Consider the following 13,959-nt stretch of genomic DNA (forward strand, 5'->3'; position numbering starts at 1 on the left):
TTAACGAACGCGACGCAGATAGCCGTCCGGCGCCACGGTGATCAGTAGCTTGTTTTGCAACTGCTGGTCGATCTCGAAATCCTTGTTCTCTTCGAGGTATTTCCACACGGCGGTTTTCGGGTTATCGCCCGGGCCCCACGGACGATCCGGGAAGAAATCGGCCGGCATGTCTTCAACCACGGTGTCCATGACCACGCAGTAGCTGTCGACCGACACCAGCGGCGCGTAAAGGCGCAGCTCTTCCAGGACGTGATCGTGGGTGTGGTTGGAGTCGAGAACCACAATGACTTTCTTGCCTTTGGCGGCAGCCTGCACCTGGGCGGCGATGGCCGCATCGATGCTCGAACCTTCGATCATCTTGATGCGCTTGGCCATCGGGTGGCTTTCAATCGCTTCACGGTTGTGCGGACGGATATCGAGATCGATGCCCAGCACCTCGCCGTGGCCTTGTAGCTCCAGCAGGGACGCGTAATAGATGATCGAACCACCGTGAGCGATGCCGCACTCGATGATCAGATCCGGCTTGACCTGCCAGATGATCTCCTGCATCGCCATCATGTCTTGTGGCAGCTGGATGATTGGGCGGCCCATCCACGAGAAGTGGTAGCTGTACTTGTGTTTAGCGGACTCGTTGAAGAAATCCCGGGCCAGGCCGGTGAGTTTCTGGTCGTCACCTTGCTGGGCGATCTGTTCGCGGCATTCGGCTTCGAAAGCTTGGTTGATGCTGTTGTCGGTCATGTTCAAAGTCTCAATGGTCACTGGAACGAAGCGCTATCGACGGCGTGATAGACGTAGCGTCCACCGGTCATCCGCTTGATTTCTTCGAGGTAATTGGAGTTCATCACAAACAGGTTGGCGCCTTCGGGCAATGCGTCCATGGCCTCTTGCGGCGAGGACACACGGGCACCGCTCAACGGCAGATAACGACCCTGTTTGGCCGGGTTGATATCCACCACACGATCCACCGCCACGCCCGCACGTTGCAGGAACAGCGAATAGATCACGCCTTTGGACGAGGCGCCCCAGATCGCCGAACCCTGCTCAGGCGCGGCCTGAATGATCTGCACCGCGCGGTCGAGGCTGGCGGTGAAACCTTCAGGCAGCGTCAGGCGTGGCACCGGCTGTTCCGGGGTCAGGCGCAACGTCGACAGGTCGGCGACGATGTACAGGTACTGGCCACCGAACAGGTGACCGGCCTCATGCACAGTGCCGAACATCCGGCGCAGGTCATCGAGGCGGAAATAGTTGACGTGTTCATAGAACAGGTCGAACCAGGCTTTGTGTTCGAGGATCCAGTCGAAGCACGGCACTTCGATGTAGATCTGCCCACCCTGATTGGCTTCGCCGATCACCGAGAGGAAACTCACGGGATCCTCGATGTGCTCCAGCACATGGCGCAGCACGATGGCGTCCGCCGCCAGGCCAAGACCACGGGTGAACGGCGCCTTGATCACGTCGGCATTGTCGCCTTCATAAGCCGGATCGATACCGGTGATCGAGTAATCAAGGCCCTTGAGCAACTCAAGAAAGTAGCCCTTGCCGCAGCCGACCTCGATTAACTCCCGGCCCTTGAAGTGCCTGGCGATGATGCCTTCAACATCGCTCAGGTGCTTCTGAAACTGGCCGGAATGCGCTTGCTCATTCTGGTAATCGGCGTCGTAACTGAGCTTGTTGGCGTCGAACGCGGCATTGAAGATCAAGCCGCTGCGCTCGTCCTGCACCAGCAGCATGTCGGCACTGGCCGACGCCTGCGCCGACTCTGCATCGGCAAAGGTACGGTTCTGCAACACCGGCAGGTCGGTGACCCGATACAACTCGTGCCTCATTGCGACGCTCCCAATAACTGTTGCAAACGCTCGGTCAGTGCCCAGAACGCCAGTGGTTCGTGGGTCGGGTATGGGTAGTGGCCGAGGTTCAGTTCGATGGACTTGCCGCGTTCACGCAGGCGCTGTTCGACCAGCGAACGCACCGCGACCGGCTGGCCACTGGCGCAATTGATCACGCCACTGAAGTCGCGTTGATGCAGGATCGCGGCGAGGTAACCGGCAGCGGTCTCGATTGGCAGAAAGTCGCGCAACTGCTCGCCCGCAGACATGTTGAACGACGCCTCACCGGCATCGACTGCACGGTCCAGCGCCGCCAGCAGACTGTTGGGGTTCTGCCCTTCGCCGTGCAGATAAAACAGCCGCGCCCATTGCAGGGTGAACGGATGCGCTTGCTGCAAGTTCTGCAAAAACAGGTGCAAGGTGTGCTTGGCCAGACCGTACGGATTGCTCGGCCTTGGCTCGGTGTTTTCGCTGAGCGGGCCGCTTTGCATGCCGTACTCGAAGCACGTGCCGGTGACCAGAACCTGCTTCACCCCCGCCTCGACCGCACGTTTGATAAAGCGGTAGTCGGCCATCAGGTTGTGCTCGAAATGGAACAGCGCCCGATAGTTCGGCAACCCCGGCCAGGCCAGATGCACCAGCGCATCAACGCCTTCGGTCAACGCGGCGATATCGAGATCGTCGGCGTGAATATCCGCCGCGACGAACTCGACATTGTTGATCCACGGCATGCCCCGCGCGGTTTCTGCGTTGCGTGCCACTGCACGAACAACACAGCCGCGCGCCAGCAATGCCGCGACCAGATGTCGACCGACGAAGCCCGTGGCTCCGGTGACGAGGACCTTCACAGCACTTTCAACTCAGGCACCGCCATCACGAAGCGGCCGTCCCACTGCCGCACCTGCGACAGTTGCTGACTGACTTCGTGCAGCAGGTTCCACGGCAGCACCAGCACATAGTCCGGCTTTTCGATATCGATCTGCGCCGGCGCAACAATCGGGATGCGACTGCCCGGCAGACACTTGCCTTGCTTGTGCGGGTTGGCATCGGCCACCCAGGCGAGCAGGTCCGGTTTGACTCCGGCATAGTTGAGCAGGGTGTTGCCCTTCGCCGCCGCGCCGTAACCCACCACACGTTTACCGTCAGCCTTGGCCTGCAGCAGAAAGCGCAGCAGTTCATGCTTGATTCGTTCGGCGGCAGGCGCGAGGGTCGCGTAGTACTGGGGGGTTTTCACCCCGGCATCAAGTTCAGCCTGCAACTGTTGTTGCACCGCTGGTTGCACCGGGCGGCGCTCGCCGTCCTTGCGCTGCACGAACACCCGCAGCGAACCGCCGTGAGTGGTCAACTGGCTGACGTCGAACACTTCCAGACCATTGCGCTCGCACAGCGTTTGCACAGCCGTCAGCGACAGATACGAATAGTGCTCGTGATAAAGCGTGTCGAACTGCGCGCCCGCCATCAGTGTCAGCAGTTGCGGGAACTCGAAAGTCGCCACACCGGCTGGCTTGAGCAAGGTGGCGAAACCGCCGAGGAAATCGTTGATGTCCGGCACATGCGCGAGCACGTTGTTGGCGGCCATCAGGTCGGCGCCCCAGCCTTCGCTTTTCAGCTGCGCGGCGGTGTCGCGACCAAAGAACAGCTCACGAATGTCCAGCCCCTTTTCCCGCGCCGCTTGCGCGGTGCTGCGGGTCGGCTCGACGCCCAGACACGGAATACCGCGACCGGCGACGTATTGCAGCAGGTAACCGTCATTGGCAGCGACTTCGACGACGCGGCTGTCGGCGGTCAGGCCGAAGCGCTCGACCATCTCGGCCACATAGCGCTCGGCATGGGCCAGCCAGGTGCTGGAAAACGAACTGAAGTAGGCGTACTCGGCATCGAACAGGCTGTCGGCGGAGGTGTAATCCTCGGTCTGCACCAACCAGCATTGCTGGCACACGGCGACCTTCAGCGGCACCCATTGCTCGGCCTGTTCCAGCCGATCGGCATGCACGTAGGCGTTGGACGGTGGCGAGGTGCCGAGGTCGATCAGCGGCAGGCTCAGCGGTGCGGCGCACCCACGGCAATTCATAGACGCACTCCAGCGAAGTGTTGATCAAGCGCGGGATGGCTGGAATCACGCGCTGACAAATTATTGACAGGCAACGGCCAGGCAATTGCCAGCCGCGGGTCATTCACCGACAGACCGCCCTCATGCGCAGGTGCGTAATCGGCGCTGTGCAGGTAAAGCAATTCGGCATCTTCGGTCAGCGTCTGGAAACCATGGGCGAACCCGGCCGGAATCAACAGACTGCGACCGTCGCCGGCCTTCAGATGCTCGGCGTGCCAGTGCAAAAAGGTTTCCGAATCCGGACGCAAATCAACCGCCACATCCCACACTTCACCGCGCAGGCAGGTGATCAGTTTGGCTTCCGGCACGTTCGCGTTCTGATAATGCAGACCGCGCACGCTGCCCTTCTCGCGGGTGCAGGAATGGTTGATCTGGCGGATATGAAACTCACTGCCAAACGCACTCAGACTGCCCTCGCAGAACAACCGGGAAAAGTGCCCGCGCTGATCTTCGAAGCGTTTGTGCTGCACGCTGAACAGCCCGGCCAGCGGCAATGCCTGCAAGGAAAACTCGCTCACAACGCGCCTCGGTACAGGTTCAGTTGGCCAAGGGTGACGGCGCGCATGTCATCGCCGTTCTGCCACGCCAAATGCCAGTCGAGGGTCTGGGTCAGGCATTGCTGCAAGGTCCAGCGCGGTTGCCAACCGAGCAATTGACGTGCGCGGCTGCTGTCCAGACGCAGCAGACCGGCCTCGTGCAGTTCGCTCGGCTCGATGCGCAGACCGCGCGCCTGAGGCCAGCGGCTGGCGAGCAATTCGACCACTTCGCCGACGCTGCACATGTCCGCCTCGCCGGGGCCGAAGTTCCACGCACCGGCGTACTCCGGGCCTTGCTCGTAGAGGCCGGCAGCCAGTTGCAGATACCCGGCCAATGGCTCCAGCGCGTGTTGCCATGGGCGCACGGCGTGCGGGTAACGCAGGGTCACCGGCTCGTCTGCCGTCCAGGCTTTGAGTACATCGGGAATCAGTCGCTCGGGAGCGAAATCACCACCGCCCAAAACGTTGCCGGCACGCGCCGTGGCCAGGGCCAGACCGTGCTCGGCGTACTTGTCCGCCGGGAAGAAAGACGCCGCGTAAGACTGCGCCAACAGTTCGCAGCAGGCCTTGCTGCTGCTGTAAGGATCGTGGCCACCGAGGGCTTCGTCTTCGCGGTACGGCCACAGCCATTCCTTGTTGGCGTAAACCTTGTCGGTGGTCACCAGCACACAGGCGCGCACGCAACCGACCTGACGAATCGCTTCGAGCAGGTTGAGCGTGCCCATGACGTTGCTGGAATAAGTACCGAGCGGGTCGCGATAGCCTTCGCGCACCAGCGGCTGGGCCGCCAGGTGCAGGACAATCTCCGGCTCGGTATCGGCGATGATTTCGAGCAAGGCGCCGAGGTCACGCAGATCGCCGCGCTGATCATCGATGCCTTCATGCACCCGCGCCAGTTCGAACAGGCTCGGCTCGGTCGACGGATCCAGTGAAAAGCCGCTGACTTGCGCGCCGAGGCTTTGCAACCACAGGGTCAGCCAGCTGCCTTTGAACCCGGTATGTCCGGTGACGAGAACGCGCTTGCCGCGCCAGAAATCCGCACTCAGGCCCATTGCTTCCATGGGGCCTCCCCGCTCTGCCACAGTGCTTCGAGATGGTTCTTGTCGCGCAGGGTGTCCATTGGATGCCAGAAGCCTGCGTGTTCGTAGGCGTTCAACTGCTCGTCTGCGGCCAGACGCGCCAACGGTTCGGCTTCCCAGGTGGTGGTGTCATCGGTGATGTACGGCAGCACTTTCGGCGACAGCACGAAGAAGCCACCGTTGATCCAGCCGCCGTCGCCGCGAGGTTTTTCGGTAAAACCCAGCACTTGATCGCCCTGACGCTCAAGCGCGCCGTAGCGCCCCGGCGGCTGCACGGCGGTGACGGTCGCGAGACGGCCGTGAGCTCGGTGGTAATCCACGAGTTGAGCGATGTTGATGTCGGAAACGCCATCGCCGTAGGTGAAGCAGAACGCCTCTTCATCCTGGAGATAACGAGCGGCGCGCAGCAGACGGCCACCGGTCATGGTTTCTTCGCCGGTGTCGATGAGCGTGACGCTCCATGGCTCGCTGTAATTCTGGTGCACGTCCATGCGGTTTTCGCGCATGTTGAAGGTGACGTCGGAGGTGTGCAGGAAGTAGTTGGCGAAGAAGTCCTTGATCGCGTAGCCCTTGTAGCCGAGGCAGATCACGAAGTCGTGAATTCCGTGGGCGGAATACTGCTTCATGATGTGCCAGAGAATTGGCTTGCCGCCGATCTCGATCATCGGTTTGGGCTTGAGGTGCGACTCTTCACTGATGCGCGTGCCGAGGCCACCCGCCAAAATAACTGCCTTCATCGTCTCCCCTCTTGTTCTTCACCGGGCTGCGCACAGCTTTCTTGAGCGTTGCGGCCTACTGGCTAACCTTTTTGCCGGTTCGGGCGCAGGTGGGATGCCCGCGAGCGCTCGTTTTATGGCGATTTGAGGGGGACTTGCAGGAAACGCGCCATCTAGGGAAGGTGGGTGCCGGCTGGGTGCAGCCGTAAAAAAGGCGAATCCAAAATCGGGTTCGCCTTTAGCAAAGTTGCTCACCATCAATCCCGTTGCAGGATCGACAGTGCTGGATTGAGTTGTCAGCCAGACATGGCGAACGAATCGCTATTGGCGGGCATCAATCCGCCAGCCATCCGCTTTCCCAATAACGCAAGTTATCGCCACGCAAGATGTAGTCGCGCAGCACGACTTCGCGCAAATCGTCACCCATGCGATAGCTGGCGTCCGGGTCGGCCAGGTGCATGCGGATTGCCTGCAGCCATTCGTCCGTGGTGTTGGTCTTGATCCGTGTGCACGGCAGATAGCCTTGGTAGGCCTCGGTGTTGGTGCAAATCACCGGATAACCGCAGGCGCCGTACTCCAGCAGACGCAGGTTGCTCTTGCAGTCGTTGAAGATGTGGAATTCCAGCGGCGCCAAGGCCAGATCAAGATTGAGGCTGGCCAGTTTCGCCGGATACGCGTCGAGGGCAATCACCCCGTGAAACTCATGCATGTACGGGAGCAGGTCGTCCGGGCACATGCCAAAAAATACCCAGTCGACTTCATCCGCCAGTTCGCGCACGACATCAGCGATCACCGCCAGGTCACCATGGTGACTGGTACCGCCGCCCCAGCCGACGCGGGGCTTTTTCGAGGTCCGGCGCTGGCTGCGCAGGTTGCTCCAGAATTCTTTGGCCAACATGTTGGGCACTACTCGAATGTCGTGATGCATATCCGACAATGCGTTGGCCAACGGCTGAGTCGAGACGACGACGCGATCGCACATGCCGATCGCACGGCGAACCAGACGCTCCATCTGATGCTTGTCCGGCATGTTGCGGATATGCGCATTGCGATGGGGAACATCGATGACGTAGTCATCCAGCTCATAGATTCGCCGCGCATTGAAGTAATCGCGCAGCACTGGCATCTCGTTGATCGGCGCTTCGGCATAACGGCCCTGCAGAACAATCACATCAGGTGACAGACGCTCGATCTCAACAATTGGCGGCAGGTTCACGCTATAGCGAATCTGCCCCTGCACCCTGCCTGCCGCTTCGAGTTCGATCAGCGGTTGGGTGACACGATAGTGCCCGACGGCGGAGGCATTGATCGGCAGCCCGAGAATTTTCGGCAAGGAGCTATTGCTGAAAGGACTCCAACCACTGCGCAGGCCCGGCTCGAGCGTGAAACTCGAACGGGTGGCCCCGTTCAACGACAGGTTGGGATTGTAGGCCGGGTCACGGGCAACCACCGGCAGCCAGCGCTTGTAAAAGGTTTTTTCCTGCTCGCTGTGTGAGATTGCGGCTTCATCAATGACCGACTCGACGGGTTGCGCGCCGAGCGCCAGCACCGCGTAAGGGGTCCAGACCACCAGATAACCTTGCCGGGCGACGCGCAGGGCCAGGTCCACTTCGTGCAGCGTGCGCGGCAGGCTCTGCTCGTCCAGACCGTCAACCGCATCGAACACCGACTTGCGCACCATCAGGCAATCAGCCCCGACGGCACTCAGGTCCTGAACCGCTTGCAATCGGAACATGTACCCGGCGGACTGCATCGCCTGACCATAAAACGGCAGACCGGCCGGCCCCTGCAAGCCCAGCACCAGCCCGGCATGCAAGACATAGCCATCGGGATTGAACAGCTTGGCACCGACGATGCCCACTTCCGGACGCTGGGCGTGGTTGAGCAACTCGTCGAGCCAGTCACCCTGAGTGATCACCGCAAAGGGGTTGAGTAGCAGCACGTACTCGCCCCGCGCCTGGGCAACGGCAAAATTGCGCAAGGCTGCGACGTTGCCCTGCTGCGGGTACGTCAACACCCGCACTCGATCACTGCCCAATTGCGCCATACCGCTCAGCCAGGTACGGGCCTCCTCGGTCTCGCTGCCGTTATCCACCAGCAGCAGCTCATATTCGCTGTACGCGGTTTTCTCCAGCAGGCTCTCGACACAACGCTGCAACGCTGAAATCTGATCGCGGGTAGAAATGATGATCGAGACCAACGGCCGGTTCACATGCCGGTAATCGACTCGATTGAGCAACTCGCCGCTGCCGCGACGCATGTCGTGGGCGATCCCCAGACGATCAAGATGGGTCGCCAGCAATCGCGCGTTGTTTTCGGTCACTTCAGGCAGCGATAGCCACTTGGCCAAATCGAATGTCGACTCGATGGCAATCTCGGCCAGATGCCCGACCACCTGAGTGCCCTGATCTTCAACCATCCGCCACAACAGGTCGTGAGGCGCCAACTCAGTGAACGTCGAATCGAACCCGCCGAGCGCCACGAAGGCATTACGCTGGAACGCCAAGGCACGGCCAACATAAGGATAGGTGCGCATCAGGTCGAGGTTGAAGTCAGGCTTGAATGCCGGCTCCACCGACTCACCCGCCCGCAAACTGCCTTCATCGCTGTATAGACACTGCAAATCGCTGTTGAAGGCGATTCGCTCGGCCATCATCAGCAAGGCAGGAGGCACCAGACGATCACCGGCACGCAGCAGATAAAACCAGTCGGCTCCCTGCAACTGTGGCAGCAACTCATTGATCTGTTGCAGGCGATCGTCCTGAAGCGGCAAATGGAACACACGTCCATCCAGTACCGGCTCAGCGCAACTGGAAGACAACACCAGTGTCAGCTCGGGCGCATAGACCTGCGCGGCGAGACTCTCCAGCGTACGTTCCAGCGCGGCAGAACTGCCCTGATCATCAACCACGATGGGCACGATTCGCGGCGTGGACGGCCAGCCTGCCAGTGTGTCCGGCAACAGTCTGCGCTGAACGTCAGTGAGCGTGCGGCACGCCAGCCATTGCGTATAGAGTTCGGAAAAACTCTGACTGCTACCACCAACCGCCCATATCTGAGCGCTCTGTTTGGTGCCGAGCGTGCGGCTCAGCGGCAGCTCTTCCCAGACCCGTGGCGAATCATCTGCCTTGGGCAACGGCACATAACGCACCCAACCCTTTGCTGGCGCAGATTCTCCGCTGCGCGCCTTGAGCATTTGCATCAGCCATTGCCGCTCGATTTCGAGCGCGTCTTTCATGGCTTGCTGGCCGCTCAGACGATCGGGATACAGGCGTTCGACACTCAACACGTGGTTGGACACGACCACGTTGCCGCGCCGCATCAAACACACAAACAGCGCAAAATCGAGGCTCGCCACAAAGCAGTGCTCGGGCTGCGTCAGCGCCGGCAACAACTCCAGAACATCGGTGCGACGGAACATGGCACTGCTGAAACCACCGAGGATGTTCGCCGGGAACGCCTCGAAGATTGCCAGCAAGTCGTCACCCTTGAACAAACCACTGATCGGTGACAGCGGCGTATTTTCCAGACGTGAAGGGAGCACCATGTCGTCGGCGTCCCAGAGCAGACGCTGGGCCAGCACCAGATTGACTTCGTCACGTTCGGCCAGCACGCGAGCCTGATACTCGATACAGCTGGCAAACAGATGATCGTCGTCACACAAGAATTTGATGAACTCGCCCTGAGCCTGGTCAAGACAGGCTTTCAGATTGCCGATCATTCCCAACGTGTGCGGATTACGCACGTAACGCACAGTGACGCCGGACTGCTCGACAACCGACGCAACGATGTCTTGGATCTCACTGCCGCGACTGTCATCGCACACAATGATTTCAAGATTGCCATAGCCCTGACTGACGGCACTGCGCAACGCCCGCTCGAAAAAACGCGAATTGAAGGCAGGAATAACAAGGCTGACAAGGGGAAGTGAATTCACGGCGGACTCGCAAGCGGCGGGACCCCGCCCGGAACAGCGAGCCCTCTGAAACCGCGAAAAAAGACATTGGAAACTAAAGAGCCGAGCTAGCGGGCGCTTGCGCGCCCGTTACCGTCAGATCTTGTTGAACAAACCCAACTGACTGATCTTGCTGAACGCCAGTTGCGCGGCCTGCAACATGGTCTGTTGCAAGGTCAGGCGGGTCATGACTTCAGCCGGGTCCGAATCACGGATCGAGCCCTGGGTCGTGGTGTTCGCTGTGCTCAGGCTGTCGTTGGTGACGGATTGCATATCCAGCGACTGGCCACGGGCACCGATGGAGGTGACAGCGGTGCCGATCTGATTGGTGGCGGCGTCGATGTTGCCGATACCGGCTTCCATGGCGCCCTTCAGTTTCTGCTTGGCCACCGGATCGCCATCGATCGGCGTGTTCAGCGCGGTAATCATCTGCCCCAGGGTGTCGAGCACGTTCTGAGTCTGGTGATTGTTTGGCTGAATCGAGAATTGATCGCCGGCTGCCGGGGCGCTACCCAGAGCGAACGTCACACCGGCTGCCGTCGCGTTGCTACCGGCCACCGTGCCCGAAGACACAGGCTTGCTGTCAGCAGTCACCGGCGCCGCGTACAGGTCGAACGCTGTGGCGCTGGTGAACTTGAGAATCGCCCCACCCTGCGGAAATGCCGCGGTGTAGGCCGCCTGGTCGGTGATGCTGGAACCGGTGATCACCGCCGTCGAAGGGTTTCCCGGGCTACGCGACGTGGTGAACGTGTCCGGTGTCACCGCCAGTTGAAAACTGTGCCCGGCAATGACCGCATCCGGGTTGGTGTCACCGGCCTTCAGGTTGATGTTCAGCTGCATGTCGACACCGCGGAAGCTGAAGCTCTGGTTGCTGCCGCTGGTGTTGCTGATCACGCCGTTCTTGCTGGCGTCAGCAGTCACGTCGTTACCCAGCGCGTCGGTGATCTTCATCTGCGTGCTGCTGACGAATTCGACGGTGTACGGCTGACCACTGGCGAACTTCGAGTTATAGGTGGCAGCGGTGCCAACGGTACCGTTGGACAATACGACGCGACCGTCATCCACCGCGGGGGCAGTCAGGCTGGTGTTGGTGCGACCGGTGTTGATGGTCTGCTGGAATGCATCCCAACCGGTGGTATTGGTGCCGACCGTCAGGCCATCGCCGATGCCCAGATTGATGGTGGTCTGGTCACCGTTGTAGGTGTAAGTGCCGTCGGTGTTTTGCGAGTACGGCGCGGTGTCGGTTTTCGAACCGGCGAACAGGTAGTTGCCGTCGGCATCCTTGGAGTTCATCAGGCCCAATACCTGTTTCTGGATCTCGCCCAGTTCCGACGCGTAAGCCTGGCGATCCTTGTCGGTGATCGTGCCGTTGTTCGCGGCCAGGGACAGTTCCTTGGCGCGACTCAATGCCGTGGTGATCGCATCCAGCGTGGATTCCTGCACGGTCAACGCACTCTTGGTGCTGTTGATGTTGGTGGTGTACTGCTCCAGCATCGCGGCCTGCTGACCCAGCTGCAGCAGGCGACCGGCACCGACCGGATCATCAGCGGCGGTGTTGATGCGTTGCAGGCTGCTCGCCTCGCTGGCGCTGGCCAGCGCCTTGTTGAAGTTACGCTGATAGTCCGCAGCTTGCGTTCCGTAATACTGGGCGGTGGAAATGCGCATGAATTACGACTCCTTAAAGGCTGTTGATCAGCGTGGCGAAAGTTTCCTGCGCAGCTTTGATGATCTGCGAAGACGCTGTGTAGTACTGCTGGTATTTGACCAGGTTGCCGGTTTCTTCATCCAGGTTGACCCCGGACAGCGAATCTCGCGCACCGGCAGCCTGCGTCAGGATCGCCGTGGTGGCTTCCACGTCGGACTTGCCTTGCGCGGTCTTGGTACCGACGTTGGTCACGAGTTTGTTGTAGGCGTCGGTCAGGCTGATGCCCTTGCTCGCCGAACCGGTGTCGACGGTCTGTTTGGTTTGCAGGCCCACCAACGCCTGGGCGTTGCGGTTATCCGAAGAGGCCGCGCCGGTCATATTTATGGTGAAGGTTTCGCCAGCCTTCGGCGTGCCGCCGACCGTGGTCTGCACGGTAAACGTCTTCTGCACGTTCGGCGTGACCGAAGTGTCCATGATCTTGGCGCCGTTGGCATCGACCATACCCACTTTCAGGTCCAGGGTATTCGCCTGCCCCGGAACGATCATACCGGAGCTGATGAGCCCGCCCTTGGCGTCGACCATGGTGTACGGCTGGCTGCCGCCGCTCGCCTCGCCGAACACCAGTTTGACCGGCGTCGAATATTTCAGCGCGGTCTGCATTTCTGCCTGGGCGGCCGGGTTGTAGATGTTGATCTTGTCGGTGAGCGTCGGCTGGATGTAAGTGCCGGAATTATTGGCGCTGGCGACACCGGTCAACGGGCCCGCTGCAGCGATTTTCTTCGGATCGGTCAGTACGGTCTGGATGCTCGCTGCCGCATTGCGCGTCGGCGTCACTTTGAAGCTGTCGCCTGCGCTCAACGCGCCGCCCTTGAGGGCCAGACTGAAGCCGTCGATCACCGGCGGTGGCGTCGTGTTGGTGCTGAACGTCCCCATGTCGGTGCCGTCGGAGCGCTTGACGCTGTAATCGGTGGCGCTGGTGAATGTCACCTGGTAATCGCTGGTGGTCAGCTTGCCGGTGTCCTTGATGGTGACATCAAGGTTGCCCGAGCCTGCGCTGTTGCCCGACTGCGCAATGCTGCGCTGGCTGATCAGCGCGGCACTGTTGATATTGTTGAAAATCGCCGCGCCGAAGTCACCGTTCTTGTCGATGCCCTGGGCTTGCTGGCTGTTGATCTGATCGGCGATGACCAGCGCTACACGCCCCAACTCGTTGAGCGACGGGTCGAGCACTTCTTTGCGATAAGTCAGCAAACCGCCGATTTCGCCACCGCTGATCACCGAAGTGATGTCGATGGTGCTCGACCCACGATCCATCTGGATGCCCATGCGTGTCGGGTCATCCTTGCTCGGCACGGTGCTGAGGGAGTTGGTGGTGTTGCCGATGACCAGCGGCTGGCCGCTGCCGACATACACATCGAAACTGGTGCCACGCTCGACGACTTGCGCGCCGGTCAGTTCGGACAACTGACGCACGGCTTCATTACGGCTGTCGAGCAAATCGTTCGGCGCACCGCCGCTGGTAGAGATCTCACCGATCTTCTGGTTGAGCGCGGCGATCGAATTGGCCAGCTTGTTCACCTGGGCGGTCATGTCGCTCAGGCTGCCGTTGATCGTGGTGTTCTGGTCGCTCAACTGCTTGGCGATGGAGTTGAAGCGACCGGTCAGCGCCTGTGCGCCGGTCAGCACCGATTGACGGGAAGTGTCATCGGTGGCCGAAGTCGATACGCCCTGCATCGTGGTGAAGAATTTCTGCAACACACCGGTCAGGCCGGTGTTGACGTCGGACAGCGTGCCGTCCAGCGGTTTGGCTTGCGCCAGAAACGACGCCGATTCGCTGTTGAGCGAAGTCGCGGTGTGCAACTGGGTTTCCAGGTACGAGTTGTAGACCCGGCGCACGTCGGCCAGGGTGGTGCCTGTGCCGATGAAAACGCTGCCGTACTGCTGCGAGGATTTGGTGCCCTGCACGGTTTGCTGGCGCGAATAACCGGCGGTGTCGACGTTGGCAATGTTGTTGCCTGTCGTAGCCAAAGAGGACTGGCTAGCCGACAGCCCCGACATCCCGATATTGAGCAAACTCATGGTTCAGACCTTA

10 protein-coding genes are annotated in these 13,959 nt (G+C 60.5%); all 10 read right to left on the minus strand.

The genetic code is table 11. The annotated features are described in order from the left end of the window. Complete coding sequence (locus AB4P91_RS25085; RefSeq protein WP_150594271.1) at window positions 1-738, minus strand: cephalosporin hydroxylase family protein; 738 nt, start codon at window positions 736-738, stop codon at window positions 1-3. Between the two features lie 17 nt (window positions 739-755). Next, window positions 756-1,826: a class I SAM-dependent methyltransferase gene (locus AB4P91_RS25090; protein WP_395603920.1), complete on the minus strand. Its 1,071-nt coding sequence runs from the start codon at window positions 1,824-1,826 to the stop codon at window positions 756-758. Continuing rightward, window positions 1,823-2,674, minus strand: coding sequence for an NAD(P)-dependent oxidoreductase (locus AB4P91_RS25095; protein ID WP_150597164.1), 852 nt, complete (start codon window positions 2,672-2,674; stop codon window positions 1,823-1,825). Before AB4P91_RS25095 ends, AB4P91_RS25090 begins: the two co-directional genes overlap by 4 nt. After that, on the minus strand, window positions 2,671-3,897 hold the full coding sequence (locus AB4P91_RS25100) for a class I SAM-dependent methyltransferase (RefSeq protein WP_150594274.1): 1,227 nt from the start codon (window positions 3,895-3,897) through the stop codon (window positions 2,671-2,673). Before AB4P91_RS25100 ends, AB4P91_RS25095 begins: the two co-directional genes overlap by 4 nt. Further along, the gene (locus tag AB4P91_RS25105) at window positions 3,894-4,454 is read right to left on the minus strand and encodes a dTDP-4-dehydrorhamnose 3,5-epimerase family protein (RefSeq protein ID WP_395603921.1); all 561 of its coding nucleotides are present in this window, start codon (window positions 4,452-4,454) and stop codon (window positions 3,894-3,896) included. Before AB4P91_RS25105 ends, AB4P91_RS25100 begins: the two co-directional genes overlap by 4 nt. Further along, window positions 4,451-5,533 carry a CDP-glucose 4,6-dehydratase gene (rfbG, locus tag AB4P91_RS25110; protein ID WP_150594276.1) on the minus strand — a complete coding sequence of 361 codons (1,083 nt, stop codon included), beginning with the start codon at window positions 5,531-5,533 and terminating at the stop codon, window positions 4,451-4,453. Before rfbG ends, AB4P91_RS25105 begins: the two co-directional genes overlap by 4 nt. Then, entirely contained in the window at window positions 5,515-6,288 is a 774-nt protein-coding gene (gene rfbF, locus AB4P91_RS25115; RefSeq protein WP_150597167.1) for a glucose-1-phosphate cytidylyltransferase, read from the minus strand. Before rfbF ends, rfbG begins: the two co-directional genes overlap by 19 nt. Window positions 6,289-6,601: 313 nt before the next feature. Then, window positions 6,602-10,204, minus strand: coding sequence for a glycosyltransferase (locus AB4P91_RS25120; protein ID WP_395603922.1), 3,603 nt, complete (start codon window positions 10,202-10,204; stop codon window positions 6,602-6,604). 114 nt (window positions 10,205-10,318) lie between these two features. Continuing rightward, complete coding sequence (locus tag AB4P91_RS25125; RefSeq protein ID WP_150594279.1) at window positions 10,319-11,887, minus strand: flagellar hook-associated protein 3; 1,569 nt, start codon at window positions 11,885-11,887, stop codon at window positions 10,319-10,321. Between the two features lie 13 nt (window positions 11,888-11,900). Further along, window positions 11,901-13,946: a flagellar hook-associated protein FlgK gene (flgK, locus tag AB4P91_RS25130; RefSeq protein WP_395603923.1), complete on the minus strand. Its 2,046-nt coding sequence runs from the start codon at window positions 13,944-13,946 to the stop codon at window positions 11,901-11,903. Window positions 13,947-13,959 lie beyond the last annotated feature (13 nt).

Source organism: Pseudomonas sp. B21128 (assembly GCF_044218865.1).
Classification (GTDB): domain Bacteria; phylum Pseudomonadota; class Gammaproteobacteria; order Pseudomonadales; family Pseudomonadaceae; genus Aquipseudomonas; species Aquipseudomonas iridis.

Excerpts from the sequence above, each read along its gene's own strand:
- AB4P91_RS25085 (WP_150594271.1), bottom strand. The coding sequence starts at position 738 with ATGACCGACAACAGCATCAACCAAGCTTTCGAAGCCGAATGCCGCGAA.
- AB4P91_RS25090 (WP_395603920.1), bottom strand. The coding sequence starts at position 1,826 with ATGAGGCACGAGTTGTATCGGGTCACCGACCTGCCGGTGTTGCAGAAC.
- AB4P91_RS25100 (WP_150594274.1), bottom strand. The coding sequence starts at position 3,897 with ATGAATTGCCGTGGGTGCGCCGCACCGCTGAGCCTGCCGCTGATCGAC.
- rfbG (WP_150594276.1), bottom strand. The coding sequence starts at position 5,533 with ATGGAAGCAATGGGCCTGAGTGCGGATTTCTGGCGCGGCAAGCGCGTT.
- rfbF (WP_150597167.1), bottom strand. The coding sequence starts at position 6,288 with ATGAAGGCAGTTATTTTGGCGGGTGGCCTCGGCACGCGCATCAGTGAA.
- AB4P91_RS25125 (WP_150594279.1), bottom strand. The coding sequence starts at position 11,887 with ATGCGCATTTCCACCGCCCAGTATTACGGAACGCAAGCTGCGGACTAT.
- flgK (WP_395603923.1), bottom strand. The coding sequence starts at position 13,946 with ATGAGTTTGCTCAATATCGGGATGTCGGGGCTGTCGGCTAGCCAGTCC.